Below are 16,531 nucleotides of genomic sequence, written 5' to 3' on the forward strand. Positions count from 1 at the left end.
GTCAATGATATTATGAATTTTTTTCAATAATGGTCTTTTAGAAGGCAGGATTTTTACAAGTGAAAAATTCAAAACTTGGAAAATAAATGAAACTTTTTAAATGCGTCATTCGTATGAATGGTAAGCAAAGTAAAAGGAGGGGATTATAACAATAGATTATCAATGTTGGTAAAACGCTTATCCCAGGTCCTTATAATAGTATGCGGCTTGGAAAAAAACGAATTTAAAGGATGAAAGAGATGGAGTTATTTGGGGTTCCATTAGAAACAGTCTATTTATATGGATTAATTATATTTGGGGGGCTAACATTCTTATTTATCTTGTTTAATGATATATTTTCTGGCCTTGAATTACCGGATATATTTAATCCTACACTCATTTTTAGCTTTTTGACCGTGTTTTTTGCGAGTGGGTTTTTACTTGAATCGCTATCAGGCCTTCATGCTGGAATGAGTGCCGGCATTTCCCTGATCATTTCATTTATTATCGTCACTTTACTGAATGTATTTGTTTTGATTCCCATCTCATCAGCGGAAGAAAGTTTGACATTTCATGACCATGATCTGAGAGGGAGGGTCGGCAGGGTTCTAACATCAATTCCGGTTGACGGGTTTGGGGAAGTCCTGATTGAAAGCATCAGTGGAAGCATCGCGAAAACGGCGGCCAGTTATAAGAATGAAGGAATTGTTTCGGATTCAAAGGTCTTGATCATCGAAGTTAAAAACGGGGTTGTCTATGTTATGCCCCACCAGGATTAAAAAAGGTAGGAGGTAGTTTATGTTTAATTTGATTTGGATTGTCGTCGCCATTGTTGCATTTTTACTTATCGCACTTATTGCTGTCTTTATTACGAAATACCGGACGGCTGGTCCTGATGAGGCATTAATCGTGACTGGAAGCTACTTAGGGAGCAAAAATGTTCACATTGACGAATCAGGAAATAAAATTAAAATCGTCCGCGGAGGTGGCGCTTTCGTTCTCCCGGTGTTCCAGCAAGCTGAACCACTAAGCTTATTGTCAAGTAAACTTGAGGTCTCAACTCCTGAAGTATATACCGAACAGGGAGTACCAGTCATGGCTGATGGTGTATCGATAATCAAGATTGGCGGTTCAATCACCGATATTGCCACAGCAGCTGAGCAATTCCTTGGAAAATCCAAGGATGACCGTGAACAGGAAGCGCGGGAAGTCTTGGAGGGACATCTTCGTTCCATCCTTGGTTCGATGACAGTCGAGGAAATATATAAAAACCGTGAAAAGTTTTCCCAGGAAGTACAGAGGGTAGCCTCGCAGGATCTAGCTAAAATGGGACTCATCATCGTATCGTTCACGATTAAAGATGTGCGGGATAAAAATGGATATCTTGAATCGCTCGGAAAGCCAAGGATTGCCCAGGTGAAGAGGGATGCCGATATAGCTACCGCCGAGGCAGAGAAAGAAACGCGAATCAAGCGTGCCGAAGCTTCGAAGGAAGCCCAGCGTGCCGAACTTGAAAGGGCAACCGAAATAGCCGAAGCCGAAAAAATCAACAAGCTAAAGGTTGCGGAATTCCGACGTGAGCAGGATATTGCCAAAGCACGGGCTGACCAAGCTTACGATCTTGAAACGGCCAGATCCAAACAGGATGTAACAGAACAGGAAATGCAAATCAGGATCATTGAACGTCAGAAGCAAATTGAGCTGGAGGAAAAAGAAATCCTTCGCCGTGAAAAGCAATATGATTCTGAAGTGAAGAAAAAGGCAGATGCCGACCGTTATGCGGTAGAACAGGCAGCCTCCGCCAACAAAATGAAACAGATTACAGAAGCGGATGCAGATAAGTATAAAATTGAAGCCATGGCGAAAGCGGAAGCGGAACGCGTTCGTATGGACGGTCTTGCTAAAGCGGACGCACAAAGGGCACAAGGTACGACAGAAGCGGAAATCATCCGGTTAAAAGGGGTAGCAGAGGCAGAAGCCAAGCAGAAGATTGCTGAAGCCTTTGAACAGTTCGGTCAGGCAGCCGTCATGGATATGATCTTGAAAATGCTGCCGGAATATGCCAAACAAGTGGCAAGCCCGCTTAGTAATATCGACAAAATCACGGTAGTGGATACAGGTGGAGGCGGTGCGAATGGCGGGGCAAATAAAGTGACTGGGTATGCAACGGATTTAATGGCATCCTTGCAGGAGTCATTAAAGGCTTCTTCGGGAATTGATGTCAAAGACTTGCTTGAGAATTTCTCAGGAAAGCGCAATTTACCATTTACCACCATCAGCCAGGAGAATGTCGAAGCGAGCATGAATATGGCAGCAGGCAAGGAAGAGTAACGGTGAAGAATAAAAAAAGAAAGGTAAGGGCACAAATATGCTCTTACCTTTTTTTAATAGTTTGCACTTATAAAAGGCATGATCAGTTTATCTGGCCTTTTATGCTTTATTTTTTAGGCTCTTTTCGTAAAGATTGTTGTTTTTAAAACAAAACGATTTAAGGTTGATTGGAGCGGAAGTGCGAGACTCCTGCGGGAGCAGCGGGACAGGTGAGACCCCACAGGCGTTTACGCCGAGGAGGCTCACCGCCCGCCCCGCGGAAAGGGAGCATCTGGAGGGGAAATCAACCACACCGCACTACTTGGTAAATAGCAGTAAATAGCAACAAATTATGCAAAAACAGCCATTTTTTAAAATAAGTGATATATCAAATCAGATAAGCTGAAGTTGAAACAACAAAGAATAGGAAATTGGGAAAAAACGAATCTGGTCCCCATTCATGTGAAAGTAATTTATTTGTCAAACTCAAGAGAATATTTTATTTCCTATACTAAAGGGACAAAAAGAACGTTTTATTCTCAATTATGATAGGGCTTCTTATGAAGCACCTATAGTTAGTGGATGATAATGTTCAAATTACAAAAAAATAAAAAATATAGGAATATAGTAAGCCTAAAACTGCATGTTAACAGGAATGTGGTTTATCTGGTCCTTTTTATAAAATAAATAATAAAAAGATAACTATCTTTATTTGAACCTTACTGAAATACAAAACTAGTAAATGTTAGTGTGAGGAAATGGAACATGTTAGTTGATTAAGGATCACAAAAAAATGATCATTTTTATATAACAGAATAATCCAATTAAATAAATAAAAGGGCATGTTTGATTTAACTTTTTTCAAAACATGCCCTTTTGTTTATCCGTTTATCAAGGTTTCTTACATTAATTTGATCAAACTTTGGACTTAGGTGTGTTAAAAAGGTCCGTACTTAATCAAATGAGCTATAATTACAGCTATAATTCCTATTCCGTATTGTATTAGAATCAATGGCCAGACCCATTTTGCCCAACGTATCCAAGGAATTCCTGCAAGAGTTATAGCCGCCATGAAATACCCTGATGTTGGAAAAATAATATTCCCAATTCCATCTGCTATGGAAAATGAAAGTACAGTTGTCTGTCTAGTAACCCCAATTAAATCTGCCAAAGGTCCCATAATTGGCATAGTTAAAGCAGCTTGTCCACTTCCAGATGGAACTACAAAGTGTATAAGAGCTTGGAGTATAAACATTCCTCCGGCACTAAACACAGAAGGAACAAGTTGAAGGACAGAGGAAGTGTGATGTAAAATCGTATCGATGATATGTCCTTGTTCAAGAACGATTAATATTGCCCTAGATACTCCAATGACAAGGGCTCCTGTAATTAATCCCGCTGAACCTTTCATAAAAGAATGAACGATTTGATCTGCTGAAAGTCTGCCGACCAGACCTATGAGAATTGCTAGTATAATAAAGAGAGCTGCAATTTCTGTAATATACCAATGAAATTTGATTACACCAAATGCTAAAAAGATGAAATTAAGTAAAAAACAAAAGAGAACCCATTTATGTCTTCTTTCAAAAATAACAGGCGAGTTCAGTATTTGCTCTAAGTTTATATCCTGATAACCGCCAAAATACCCAATAGAACGGTCTTTTTTGACTTTCATGGCATGTCTGTAAACAAATCCAACCCCTACTATATACATAACAATAAATAATAAAATCCGATATGTGATTCCAGAGAAAAGTGGAAGGCCAGCGATTCCTTGGGCAATGCCAACGGTAAAAGGGTTCATGACTGCAGTTGTAAAGCCAATTGAAGCTCCTATTAATACGATGGCTGTTCCAGTAAATACATCAAATCCTAGAGCGATGGCAAGAGGAATAAGAATTGGAATATAGGCTAGGGTTTCTTCAGCCATTCCCATAAGCGATCCTCCCAATGCAAAGAATAACATCATAACGGGAATTAACCATTTCTCCTTGTTAGCGAACTTTCTTGACATAACTACCATTAAAGTCTCGATTGTACCGGTAGCTGTAAGGACTCCGAATGTCCCTCCAATAATAAAAACAAAAAAGATGATATCGGCTGCTTCCACCATTCCGGTGTGTATGGCTTTGAAATAACTAAAGAATTGAACGGGTGATTGATTTATTCTGGTAAAGGATCCTGCATCTACTATTTCACGTCCGTTTTGTTCAACTCTTTCATACTCTCCTGCCGGAATAATGTGGGTTAGTATAGTGGCAACCAATAGTACGAATAGCAGCAAAACAAATACATTGATTGTTTTGCTGCTATTTGTTTTTTCACTCTTCACCTCTTCTATTTTCTGTTGTAATTGAACCAAGTTATTTCCTCCCTCTTTTTAAATTCATCACATTACTTTTGTTTCATCTGTTATTAAAATATTAGAATTATTCTGTTTATTTAACAAATTGAAAAATCCTATAGTTACAATTTGATAAATTAATAGTATTTTTTTTATCGTTTTATAAATGAAACAGTAAATTTATTAATTTTCCATAATAATGAAAGATGTTTACTACTATAAGAAACTTCAATTACAACCATAAAACCTTTTAATTAGTTGTATTACAACGATTTATATACAATTTAACAATAACGAGTATTCTATTTTAGGCGAATCGGAATTTAAATCAGTTACTAGGGGGAATAATAATGGACACAGCTGAATTGAATAATTTAACAAAATGGGCAATTGAACATAGGAGATATTTTCATCAGTATCCCGAATTATCTGGCGAAGAATTTGAAACACGTAAATATATTAAACAGCATTTGGACAAGTTGAATATCGAAATATTAAATTATGAACCTCCGAGCATTGTAGGATATCTTAAAGGTACAGAGGGTAGCACAACTATAGCCCTTAGAGCCGACATGGATGCACTCCCTGTTGAAGAAGAGGGTGAAAAAAGTTATATTTCACAAAAACCTGGAGTTTCTCACGTTTGTGGACATGATGGACATATGGCTGTGTTATTGGCGGTAGCCAAGTGGTTGTCCGAACATAGAAGGGAAGTAAAACCAAATATCGTTTTTATTTTTCAATCCTCAGAAGAAATGTCTCCTAGTGGTGCTGAATCCTTAATACGACAAGGGGTATTAAATAAGGTCGATATGATTTTTGGGATTCACTTGTGGCAACCCCTTCAGAAGGGAAAGATTGGAATACGCTCTGGTGCGATGATGGCGTCAGTAGATGATTTCCGTATAACGATCGAAGGAATGGGAGGACATGGTGCTTCACCTCATGAAACAGTAGATTCTGTTTATATATCAAGTCATATTATAGGAGCCCTTCAATCCATTATAAGTAGAAGAATTGATCCATTGAATCCAGCTGTTATTTCTGTTGGGAAAATGGAAGCAGGAACTTCTTACAATATCATTCCTACAAAGGTATCCATGTATGGGGCAATACGAACTTTATCAAATGATACAAGACATTATATTTGTAGTGAAATGAAGAAAGTAATTGAAGGAATTTGTAATAGTTTTGGAGCGAATGGAAGTTTAGAATTGTTCGGGGGATTATCACCCGTGATGAATGATAAAGAAATGAGCCATTTTGTGGGAAAGACAGTCAAAACAGTGTTTGGGACAGAAGTTTTAGTTCACGTAGATCCTACCATGGCATCGGAGGACTTTTCTTGTTATTTAGAAATAAGAAAAGGAGCTTTTATTTTTGTAGGAACCGGAGGGAAAAAGAGCGCTTATCCACATCATCACCCCAAATTTGACATAGATGAGGACGTTCTAGAGACTGCAATAAACTTATTCATAGGACTTGTACTAAATTATGAAGAATAGTCCGATTTGAAACATTAGTTGAAAAGATAGTATTTACTAAAGAATATTCAACAGTAGCAAACAAAACAAAAAGTCCTGAATAACATCAAATGATATTATTCAAGGACTTTTTGTTTACTATGGTTAGAAAGCAAAGGACATTCTTTACTATGTTGTAGCTACCCAAGCATCTTTTAATAGGTCACTAAAGGAATTAATAGTAGCTCCTTCTGTTCGCGTTTTTAAATAAATTAAAGATGTTTCGATCATTTGAGTACAATAATGTAAAGGAACGAGTAGTCCGTTGGCAAGTTCTTCTTTAATGACATTTTCCCCGAGTAAAGCAATCCCTGTTTGATTGAGTACAGCACGTCTAATGGTTTCATCACTTCCACCGAATTCAATGATAGATGCCGGTCTATAATTCATCTCGGAAAAGCATTGTTTAATTAGTGTATCAAAGCTGCAGTTTCCGTGAAATGCTAGAAAAGGATATTTTTCTAATGTTTTTTCTTTAGTATTATCTTTTAAAATTTCTGCAGCAACTACTAGTACTGCCCTTTCTTCACCAAGAACATGCCTTTCAATATCTTTATGGTTACATTCACATGCAATAATTCCTATATCTGCTTCATTACTAAGGATTTTTTCAATAACGTCCAGACTATTGGAAGGTATAAGTTTTAATTTAACTTGTGGATGAAGGTTTATATAGGCATTTACCAAAGTTGATAGGTAGTGACTACAATAATATTCAGATGCAGCAATAGAGAGTCTTCCAGATGGACCATTCAATTCCTCCAGGTCTCTTTCTAATTCCTCCACAACATTAAATAACTTATCTGTATGATTTTGTAACTTTTTACCTGCGGGAGTTAAAAAAGTATTTTTTCCAATGCGAGTAAAAAGTGAATGACCAAGTTCTCTTTCTAATACTTGAATTTGTAACGTAATAGTTGGTTGTGTGTATCCTAAAATTTTAGCTGCTTTTGTCATATTCAGGTGTTGGGCAACAACCTGGAAAGTTTTCAAGTTTCTAAGCTCCATACTTTTTCCTTTCATACCTGAAAAAATAGATATAATTTTGCATTTAACAGTATTAAGTTTTTCTATGGTTACCATTAAATTAATTCATTTTATCTCTATTTTAGCCTGTGATAAATTTATTGCGGGCACAATTTAGATGATATTCATACTATCAGAAGATGAATAAGAAGGCAAAAACGTTAGGATTAACATTGAAAATTAAAAGATAAAATTTAAATTAGATTTTAGTTAAAAATCAAACTCAATTATTGAAAGGGGGAATAAGATAATTGCAACTATTAATATCAATTTAGGGAGTTGGCTTGTTTCTTGATCATATATTAGCTAACTATACGTTTATAGGTCCCTGATTACTGAATTATGATAATTTAGAATCTCTTGCAATCTTTTTGTTGTGGGAAATCTCATACTTTTACAGGCTACATTAATGCATTTCAATCAAAAATAAAAGGTTGAATAAAAACTAAAAATACCAATTAGGGAAAAGAGGCTTATGCATATTTAATAAGAATATGTGCTGGGCCTCTTTTTATGAAATTTTATACTTTATTTATAGGGAGATGCTAAATCACTAAGTTTATTTAATAGATACTATTAAATTAATTAATTTTTCCGTTTGTTTATGCTGTGTTAGATTTAATTGGAACTTAGTTGTGGCAACTACTTTGAAGATGAAAAAATTAAAGGAGGAATAATTTTGTTCCCATTTAGAGTTTTAAATCAAGAAAATATTAAAGAGTTATTAGACATGAGAACTGTAATAGAGTTGGTCGAAAGAGCCTATACGTTGAAGGAGAAAGACGAGGCTTCTTTATTTCCGATGGTATTTCATGAGTTTGAACCTGGTAAAGCAGATATGGATATTAAGTCAGGAGAATTAGTAGGTGCAAATATCTTTGGCTTAAAATTAGTTTCATGGTTTGGGGACAATCCTTCTAAAAACCTTCCGGCCGTTGTAGGGACAGTTCTAGTGCTGGATAGTCGTACAGGAGCCCCTCTAGGCATCATGAGTGGTGAGTTTATTACTATGATGCGCACTGGAGCTGCTGGAGGTATAGGAGCCAAATATTTGGCAAGAAAAGATTCAGAGCATCTCGTTTTGGTTGGTTCAGGGCATTTAGGACCTTACCAAATTATAGCTACCTTGATGAGTATGGAAAATATCAAAAAGGTAACTGTTTACAACGCTAATTCTTTTGAACATGCTAATGATTTTTGTAAATCAATTAAGGATAAATTATTGGAACTTCTTGCTCCTTATAAAGATATAGATCAAGAATTTTATAATCAAATGCTTCAGCGAATCAACATTTCATTTGAAGCAACACAAGATATTCAACAAGCAACAGAACAAGCTGATATCATCATTACTGCAACTCCAGCCCGTAAACCTATTATTAAAAAAGAATGGGTGAAACCAGGAACGCATATATCTTGTATAGGTGCAGATATGGAAGGGAAGCAAGAAATAGATGAAAACCTTTTTGTTAACTCAAGAGTGTTTGTAGACGATGTAGGTCAAGCCATTAGTGTCGGTGAGACTGAAATTCCGTATAAAAAAGGACTTATTGGAACCAATCAAATTGAGGAAGAAATAGGAAGTGTGATTTTAGGTAAAGTTGCCGGTCGTGTTTCTAATGAAGTTATTACGATTTTTGATAGTACGGGAATATCATTACAAGATTTATTAACAGCTAACTATCTTTTAGAACAAGCAACTGAAAAGAAACTTGGTCTTATTACAACACTTTAATAAATATATATAAAGGAGATTTATCATGAATATTAAAACATTTGCCGTAGAACATTGGATGAATTTATACGAAATGGAAGCTGTGTACAATATTGCAGAGACTTGTGTAGAGTCGCTAACAGTAAACGAATTAATCTCTATAGATGGAACAGATCCAGAAAAATTTCTCGTTGATTTGGGAAAGAACAAATTAACGTATGGGCATATTGAGGGCTCTCCAGACTTTAGAAGATTAGTAGCAAATCAGTATCACTCTCTTGATGCTGATAATGTACTAGTAACAAATGGTGCAATTGGTGCAAACTTTTTATTACTTTATTCTCTTATTCAACCAGGTGATCATGTGGTTGCTGTCCATCCGACATATCAACAATTATATGATGTCCCTGCATCATTTGGCGCAACTGTAGACTTATTACCTTTACGAGAAGAAAATAATTATTTACCGGATTTAAATGAGTTGAAATCTTTAGTGAATGAAAAAACAAAAATGATTATTATTAATAATCCAAACAATCCTTCCGGCGCTATTATCGAAAAAGAAATGCTTGAAGAGATTGTAGAGATTGCTCGTTCTTATGATGCTTATATCCTTTGTGATGAAGTATATCGTAAATTACTACAAGAAGACGATTTAGTAGTTCCATCTATTGTAGATTTATACGAAAAAGGTATTAGTACATCTAGTATGTCAAAAGTGCTCTCATTAGCTGGTTTACGTCTTGGGTGGATAGCCGGACCAAAAGAAGTAATTACCGAGTGTTTTAGACATCGTGATTATACAACAATCAGTTGTGGTATGTTAGATGATATTTTGGCGGTACATGCTTTGAAGAATTATGACAAAATTTTAGATCGAAACCGTAAAATAATTAAAGGAAATTTAACTATTTTAAACGCATGGGTAGAACAAGAACCTTTAATTTCTTATGTTAAACCACGTGCTGGTACAACTGCTATGCTTAAATATGATCTCCCCGTTTCATCAGAAGATTTTTGTATTGGTCTCTTCAAAGCAAACGGTGCATTTCTCACGCCTGGTTCTTGTTTTGATATTGAAAGTCATGTTCGAATCGGTTACGCCTGCAAAACAGAAGTATTAGAACAGGGGCTTCAAAAAGTATCAGAATACCTTCGAACATTTAAGTAATTGATATTTGAAATTATTATAAAGAAATTTGATAAATATTAGTTTAATTTGTGCAATGGCCAAAATCATTAGATTTGTCAAATGCATTAGCAACTCTTGAGATAAAACAAGGAAGAGAATTTATTTGGTATTAGAAAAGCCTAAAGTATAAAAAATCATAGAGTTAATAGGCGTATTCCTGGGTTAGGATTAATGATCAAAATTGTAATTATTAATCCTAACCCAGGTTATTCAAAGGTTCCTCTGTTAACAGTTACCAAAGAACAAATCGATAAAGTATAAGCTTGATATAGGATTAGCAAAATAGCAAAGTATGAAGAGACATTAAAGCTAAAAACTTGTTAAAAGGAACTTCAGAATTAAAAAATCTCAAGTTTCATATACATTTAGCATTAAAAACGTCTTATTAGATACTTATTTTGAATAAAGAGAGAAGCAATTCTAGTTGACGCTCCTCAACCTATTTTGAAAAAATAAGTGGGGAAGAATTATGGATAGAATTATTGAGGAGATTAAAGTAATTGCAAGATGCCTAGATACACTCAGCAATATAGCATATAAAGATTTTCAACTTTCTAGGGGACAGTACTTGTATCTTATTCAAATCTGTGAACACCCTGGAATGATTCAAGAAAAGATAGCTGAAGTGATTAAAGTAGACAGAACTACAGCAGCTCGCGCTATTAAAAAGTTAGAAATAAATGAATTTATAAAAAAAGTAGGTGATAAGGAGAACCGAAAAATAAAAAAACTATTCCCTACAGAAAAAGGTAAAGAATTATATAAACTGATAGAAAAAAAAGAGAAACACTTTAATGCATCAGCTATACAGAGTATTAATATAGAAGAACAGCAATTAGTTTTAAATCTTATTCAAAGAATAAGAGGAAATATCGAAATTGATTGGCGGCATATAAAAAAGGGTTCTGACTGACATAATTTTGTTAACAGAGAGATGGTATCTGCGGTACTACTTTAGCTTTCGTATATTAGTGGTGATGATGGAAGAACGTGGCTTATCGATGGCTCACAAAACATTATGCGCGGGTTCATCCGGAATTCAATCGAATTAGGAACCAATAAAGAGGTTCTATAAAATCAAGAATTAAAATAGAAAGAATGAAAAAATAAGGGTCTATTGCAAAAACTGATTTGATGGATGGAACCTAGATGAAATTCCAAATACTTCATGTGTAAATTCGACTTTATACTGGACAATTACACCTGAGTTGGTGCAATTGTCCTTTTTTTATATGCCTAGCTTCAATTTCCAGAAGTGGATGTTTCATACTGCTTTATTCCCAACAAAGAACGTGCCACGTTTTGGGGTAAAAACGATGATTTATTCAGCTGAATTGTTAAGGTGCAGTATTCGATTGATTTTAACGCCGTTAGGCATTACCCCTTTCACTTTTAATTGTTCAATGTCTAAAAATTCGTTAGTTGTTTTATCAAAATCTAACGCCATGTAGATATTTGAAAAATGGTTTCATCGTCTTCTTTTGTTTGCTTGAGATGACACAGTAGTCTTTTATCTATATAGTCTCATGTCAATGAAACCAATCCACAATAAGTTCTTGGAGTCATGGATAAGCCTGTACAAATCTCGCGTTAACAATATAATGTTAGGTAGTTATGCTTCTAAAAAGCAGGGAATAGCGATAGAAATATTCACTTAACTATGATAATAAACCTCTATTAGAAACTATTTCTTTGAAGGAAATTAAAACTGGAAGATTGAGGTGTTATTATATGGATCTTACACCATTAATAAATATAGTCGATACTCGAAATAATCCTATTTATGTGCAAATCTATAGTTACTTGCGACTTGAAATTGAAGAAAATAGATTAGAAAAAGGAACTAAATTGCCTTCCATTCGTAAGTTAGCTCAACGTTTAACAATCAATAAAAATACTGTAGAGAACGCTTATAGACAATTACAAGCTGAAGGCTATATTACTAGTCGCGAAAAAAGTGGATGGTATGTTTGTGATTTAGAACCGGAATTAATTAAGCAAGTCAAAAATACTATAGACCTCTCGAAGCCACAAAAATTTCCTGAATGTAAATATAGTAGTACCATGCCAGAGGTGGATATAATTTATGATTTTCGCTATGGAAAGATCGACGCACAACATTTTCCAGGCCCATTTTGGCGTAGAGCATTAACTAAATCACTAAGCATGGGTACGACAAATTCGCAATATTACGGTGATCCTCAAGGAGAACTTCTGTTACGTGAAGAATTGGTTCGTTTTTTATATCAATCCCGAGGTGTACGTTGCAATGCTGATCAGGTTGTGATTGGTTCAGGCACTCAAAATATATTATCTATGTTAACATTACTTCTTAATCAACATGGGCAGAAGATTGCATTTGAAGATCCTGGCTATGATGCTGCCCGAATTGTATTTCAAAATGCAGGGTATGAAATAATACCGATTCCTTTAGATGAAGATGGGATAGAAGTAAATAAAATACATGAAAGTGATGCCCGGTGTGTATTCATTACACCTTCACATCAATTTCCGTTTGGAATGACCCTACCAATCAAAAAAAGACTACAGCTTTTAAAGTGGGCTAATGAGATTGATGGTTTTATAATAGAGGATGACTATGATGGGGAGTTCCGCTTTCACGGGCACCCTATTCCTTCCCTACAAGGATTAGATACGAATGACAGGGTAATATATTTGGGAACATTTTCGAAGTCCTTAGCACCTTCATTTTGTATGGCTTATATGGTATTACCAAATCGTTTGCTTAATATATGGAAGGAAACATTTTCATTATATAATTCAAATGTTTCGCTAATACAACAGGAAGCATTAATTATATTTATGAAAGATGGTCATTGGGCAAGACATCTAAAAAAAATGCGTAAACTTTATGCGAGTAAACAGGAAAAACTACTACACGCGTTGCATAAGTACTTATCAAACCGAATAGTTGTTAAAGGTGCAGGGGCGGGGTTACATGTTGTTATAGAAGTTCCTAACTTAAATGTACATGCATCAAGCATTATAGAAAAGGCTAATCAACTTGGAATAGGTTTATATTCAACAGCAAGTTATTGGATAAACCCTATTGGAAGAGAACGCCCTGATTTTTTAATAGGTTTTGGTGGGATCAATGAAGAAGACATCGAAGAGGGTGTTCATTTAATAGCTTCAATTATTAATGAAAATCTATAATTTAATTATACGCATATATCATAAAACTTCTAATGAAATAACCTGATATTCAAAGAAGCTGACTTTACAGTAATTTAAGATGAAATTCTTTGAGATAGGGAAAGAACTTTATATAAAATCTCGAGTCTCCATAGTTAACTATGGAGACTCGAAAATTAGGATTCAAAAATCTATTTTTTTAGATCTTCAATGGTTTTAATTATACTTTCTTCCGCCATTTAGTTGCTCTACCGTGGCCAATTATACCAATTTCTAAAGTGCCTATCACTCATTTCAAACGATCTGCCTGCACCAACCAAAGTTCCATACTTAACATATAAAACCTTATAGAACTCGTTTGTATCAATATTTATATCTAATTTTATTCCTGGAAAAAATCTCTCCTCCTTTAGGTTCAACCCATTCACAAAGCTGATGGGTTACAAGGAATTAGAATGGGTTGGCTTGCTACACAAGATAAAAAACAAAATGAGGACTTTTTGAAAACTAAAGAGCAGATATTCATATGTAATTCTGTATTTAATAAGGTAGTTACTTATCTTTTTTGAATAGAGATAAATTCTTAGAGAGTAAAAGATCAGTTTTTTATAATTCAACGCAGATAGCTTTGTAACTAAGCGATGCAGCAGTTGGCAATTTCTCTTGTTACTTCCAACAAAGAAATAAAGCATTCTTTTTGTTGGAATGGGAGGGGGGGAATCTTTTATTCCCATTAACATCCAAATTTTAATATTGATGAGGATGCTATCCCAATTGATAGATTTATTTATACTGCGTGTATTTGGATTTGAAAAGCTGCTTTTAAAAGAATAATTCCAACTTCAGAGAGGTATGAGCAGCGATGTCTTCTAACATTAAATTACTTAAGGAAATTGAAGCTTGCCGGTTACTAATGTTTAATTTAGCTAGTCGAAATTCCTTGTCTTCACCAAAAGTTGTTGAAGTTAGTCAAAAATTAGATCTTTTATTAAATAAATTCAGTAAAGATTTTAAACAATAGGGTTATCAACCTCATTTTAGATGTTATTTTGCACCTGTTTTAGTCGCTTTTTTGCATTAAAAATAATAAAAAAAGCTATCAAATCAAAATGATAGCTTTTTTATATTTACTTGATTCCAATAACTAAACTATTGTGCAGCTTCAACTCTAATTTTTGATTCTAACTGAAAAGATATGACTTAAAACCAAAGACTTGTTTATGTTGCTTGCACTAGAGCCATAACTAATCTAATTTGTGTCAAACTTATTTCTAAAGATGAAAAAATAGAAAAAAAAAGGATCCAATAAATGTAGAAATAGAAAGATTAATGAAAATCCCAGTAAATTAATCAGAAAGTACAACTTTAGGAATTTTATACTTCGATTATGCACTAATATATCGCTAATAAAAACTTGGGCAGTGTAATCCTGATATTTGTTTACTACCTTTTTTATTACTAAATAGTAAATTTGTTTAGTTGGGGACAGTTAAATTAGTTTATATAATACTGATTATTGATTCAAAAAAAGCCCTTTATTCGTTAATTTTTGAATGAAATTCTAGTTTTTTTATGAGTACAGTCCATCTTGAATTTTGATTTTTATGTTTATGGTTATTAAAATCAGCTTCTTTTAATCTTCTTTCTACTTAAATTGCATTACTTTTTTCAACCCATTTTAACTTTTCATTTATCTGTTTTGCCACTAATATTGCGGGAGAAAAAATATACCTGGTTCAGTTAACTTGTTGTTGTAATTCTTTTTATGATTGGCAATTATTTTGTTCATGTCAAGTAGTTCTGATATTATTGCTGAACTGTTGAAATTGAATTAATGGAAATTATTAATGACCTTATTTAAAATATAACAAATTCCTTTTAATTAGTTATTTTAAAAGGATTATTATGAGTAGGATTTAATAGAATATATATTTATTTTAATAAAGAAATGGATATAATAGATTCATTTGAATATCATTCTGTCCTATTTCAACTAACCCAAACTGTATCTTTTCATTAGTACAATATGTGTTTAAATATAAATTGTAAGCATCAAGATTTAAAAAGCATTACTTCACTTTATCTATGATATCTACCTAGGTAGAGTGGAAATTCAGATTATTTAATTTAAGGGAGAGATTACTATGTGGTTTAAAAGAATGACTATTGAAAAAGAATCACCTGAAGAACTTGGATACGAAAACATCAAGTATAATTTGTCGGAGAGTTCAATTGCCGATCTTCGCTATGAAGATTTAAATTTTACGTTTGATAATCTCACTATATTTTATGGTGATCACAGTGGAAAAAAAGAATTAAGAGAAATAATTGCAAAAGAACACTACAATATGGATGCAAATCAGGTGTTAATTACTAATGGAGCTTGTGCAGCATTATTTATTATTCATTCTACACTTCTTATGCCGGGAGACCACATATTGGTAGTAAAGCCGAATTACGCTACCAACATAGAGGTTCCAAGGTCTTTAGGAATCACTACTAATTTACTAAATCTTACATTTGAAAATAATTTTGATGTGGATATAAATGAGCTAAGGAGCCGAATTACACCGGAAACAAAGCTAATAAGTATTACATATCCACATAACCCAACAGGAGTAATGATTTCTGAAGATAAGCTAAATAAAATTATTGAAATTGCCGAAGAGCATAATTGCTATTTAGTAGTTGATGAAACATACAGAGATTTAACATTAGGAGAAAAATTGCCAACTGCTGCATCCCTTAGCTCAAAAGTAATTAGCGTTGAATCGTTATCAAAAGCTTATGGTTTACCAGGAATCAGAATGGGATGGCTTGCCACTCAAGACAGTAATTTAAAAGAAGCATTCTTGGCAACTAAAGAGCAAATATCTATATGTAATTCTGTTTTTGATGAAGAAATTGCTTATCATGTTTTTAAAAACAGAGAAAAGTTCTTAGAAAGTACTAGAGAAGATAATTTATTAAAATTTAATATCGTCAAAGAATGGATGGAAGAACAAAAATATCTTGAATGGGTTGAACCAAAAGGCGGGGTAATCTGTTTTCCGAGAATAAAATTAGATATTGATATTGATACAAACCAATTCTATAAGGTTCTTTTTGAAAAATATGGAACTTTAGTGGGTGCAGGTAGATGGTTTGAAATGAGTGATAGACATTTTAGAATTGGATACGCTTGGCCTACTGTAGAGCAATTAAAAGGTGGATTAGATAGTATTATCAATACTATCGAAGAATTAAAGAAAAACTAAAAAATATTATCTAAAATAACTCCCGAATTT

The 16,531-nt window shown here is 34.1% G+C and carries 11 protein-coding genes and 1 pseudogene; 10 read left to right on the plus strand and 2 right to left on the minus strand.

Annotation, left to right across the window (positions count from 1 at the left end):
• Window positions 1–239: 239 nt before the first annotated feature.
• Both ACFVS1_RS07220 and ACFVS1_RS07225 read left to right on the plus strand, forming a co-directional pair.
• Complete coding sequence (locus tag ACFVS1_RS07220; RefSeq protein ID WP_387545982.1) at window positions 240–758, plus strand: NfeD family protein; 519 nt, start codon at window positions 240–242, stop codon at window positions 756–758.
• A gap of 19 nt (window positions 759–777) precedes the next feature.
• The gene (locus ACFVS1_RS07225; protein ID WP_387545984.1) at window positions 778–2,310 is read left to right on the plus strand and encodes a flotillin lipid rafts scaffold protein FloT; all 1,533 of its coding nucleotides are present in this window, start codon (window positions 778–780) and stop codon (window positions 2,308–2,310) included.
• Window positions 2,311–3,226: 916 nt separating this feature from the next.
• Here ACFVS1_RS07225 and ACFVS1_RS07230 read toward each other — a convergent pair.
• A complete protein-coding gene (locus ACFVS1_RS07230) occupies window positions 3,227–4,651 on the minus strand; it encodes a YfcC family protein (protein WP_387545986.1) in 1,425 nt (474 codons plus the stop codon).
• Between the two features lie 332 nt (window positions 4,652–4,983).
• On the opposite strand from ACFVS1_RS07230, the gene ACFVS1_RS07235 reads away from it, so the two are divergent.
• The gene (locus ACFVS1_RS07235) at window positions 4,984–6,138 is read left to right on the plus strand and encodes a M20 metallopeptidase family protein (protein ID WP_387545989.1); all 1,155 of its coding nucleotides are present in this window, start codon (window positions 4,984–4,986) and stop codon (window positions 6,136–6,138) included.
• 147 nt (window positions 6,139–6,285) lie between these two features.
• Here the strand turns inward: ACFVS1_RS07235 and ACFVS1_RS07240 are convergent, their stop codons facing one another.
• Window positions 6,286–7,239 (minus strand): LysR family transcriptional regulator, encoded by a 954-nt coding sequence (locus tag ACFVS1_RS07240; protein WP_387545992.1) that lies wholly within the window; start codon window positions 7,237–7,239, stop codon window positions 6,286–6,288.
• Between the two features lie 622 nt (window positions 7,240–7,861).
• Here ACFVS1_RS07240 and ACFVS1_RS07245 point away from each other — a divergent pair.
• From ACFVS1_RS07245 to ACFVS1_RS07275, 7 genes and pseudogenes are all read left to right on the plus strand, one after another.
• Entirely contained in the window at window positions 7,862–8,917 is a 1,056-nt protein-coding gene (locus ACFVS1_RS07245) for an ornithine cyclodeaminase family protein (RefSeq protein WP_387545993.1), read from the plus strand.
• A 25-nt stretch (window positions 8,918–8,942) separates the two neighbouring features.
• The gene (locus ACFVS1_RS07250; RefSeq protein ID WP_387545995.1) at window positions 8,943–10,067 is read left to right on the plus strand and encodes an aminotransferase; all 1,125 of its coding nucleotides are present in this window, start codon (window positions 8,943–8,945) and stop codon (window positions 10,065–10,067) included.
• A gap of 490 nt (window positions 10,068–10,557) precedes the next feature.
• Window positions 10,558–11,001, plus strand: a complete 444-nt coding sequence (locus tag ACFVS1_RS07255; RefSeq protein ID WP_387545997.1) for a MarR family winged helix-turn-helix transcriptional regulator — start codon at window positions 10,558–10,560, stop codon at window positions 10,999–11,001.
• Window positions 10,994–11,107, plus strand: a pseudogene (locus tag ACFVS1_RS07260) (IS6 family transposase); the annotation flags it as partial. The gene ACFVS1_RS07255 and the pseudogene ACFVS1_RS07260, both read left to right, overlap by 8 nt.
• Window positions 11,108–11,819: 712 nt before the next feature.
• A complete protein-coding gene (pdxR, locus tag ACFVS1_RS07265) occupies window positions 11,820–13,265 on the plus strand; it encodes a MocR-like pyridoxine biosynthesis transcription factor PdxR (RefSeq protein ID WP_387546000.1) in 1,446 nt (481 codons plus the stop codon).
• Window positions 13,266–14,106: 841 nt separating this feature from the next.
• The gene (locus tag ACFVS1_RS07270; RefSeq protein WP_387546003.1) at window positions 14,107–14,265 is read left to right on the plus strand and encodes an aspartyl-phosphate phosphatase Spo0E family protein; all 159 of its coding nucleotides are present in this window, start codon (window positions 14,107–14,109) and stop codon (window positions 14,263–14,265) included.
• A gap of 1,123 nt (window positions 14,266–15,388) precedes the next feature.
• Window positions 15,389–16,501: an aminotransferase class I/II-fold pyridoxal phosphate-dependent enzyme gene (locus ACFVS1_RS07275; protein WP_387546006.1), complete on the plus strand. Its 1,113-nt coding sequence runs from the start codon at window positions 15,389–15,391 to the stop codon at window positions 16,499–16,501.
• The last annotated feature ends 30 nt before the right edge of the window (window positions 16,502–16,531 follow it).

This window comes from Peribacillus sp. NPDC058075 (assembly GCF_042885195.1).
Lineage (GTDB): Bacteria > Bacillota > Bacilli > Bacillales > DSM-1321 > Peribacillus.

Coding starts and splice junctions, on each gene's coding strand:
- ACFVS1_RS07270 (WP_387546003.1), top strand. CDS start 14,107: ATGTCTTCTAACATTAAATTACTTAAGGAAATTGAAGCTTGCCGGTTA.
- ACFVS1_RS07275 (WP_387546006.1), top strand. CDS start 15,389: ATGTGGTTTAAAAGAATGACTATTGAAAAAGAATCACCTGAAGAACTT.
- ACFVS1_RS07220 (WP_387545982.1), top strand. CDS start 240: ATGGAGTTATTTGGGGTTCCATTAGAAACAGTCTATTTATATGGATTA.
- ACFVS1_RS07240 (WP_387545992.1), bottom strand. CDS start 7,239: ATGGTAACCATAGAAAAACTTAATACTGTTAAATGCAAAATTATATCT.
- ACFVS1_RS07250 (WP_387545995.1), top strand. CDS start 8,943: ATGAATATTAAAACATTTGCCGTAGAACATTGGATGAATTTATACGAA.
- ACFVS1_RS07255 (WP_387545997.1), top strand. CDS start 10,558: ATGGATAGAATTATTGAGGAGATTAAAGTAATTGCAAGATGCCTAGAT.
- ACFVS1_RS07235 (WP_387545989.1), top strand. CDS start 4,984: ATGGACACAGCTGAATTGAATAATTTAACAAAATGGGCAATTGAACAT.
- ACFVS1_RS07225 (WP_387545984.1), top strand. CDS start 778: ATGTTTAATTTGATTTGGATTGTCGTCGCCATTGTTGCATTTTTACTT.
- pdxR (WP_387546000.1), top strand. CDS start 11,820: ATGGATCTTACACCATTAATAAATATAGTCGATACTCGAAATAATCCT.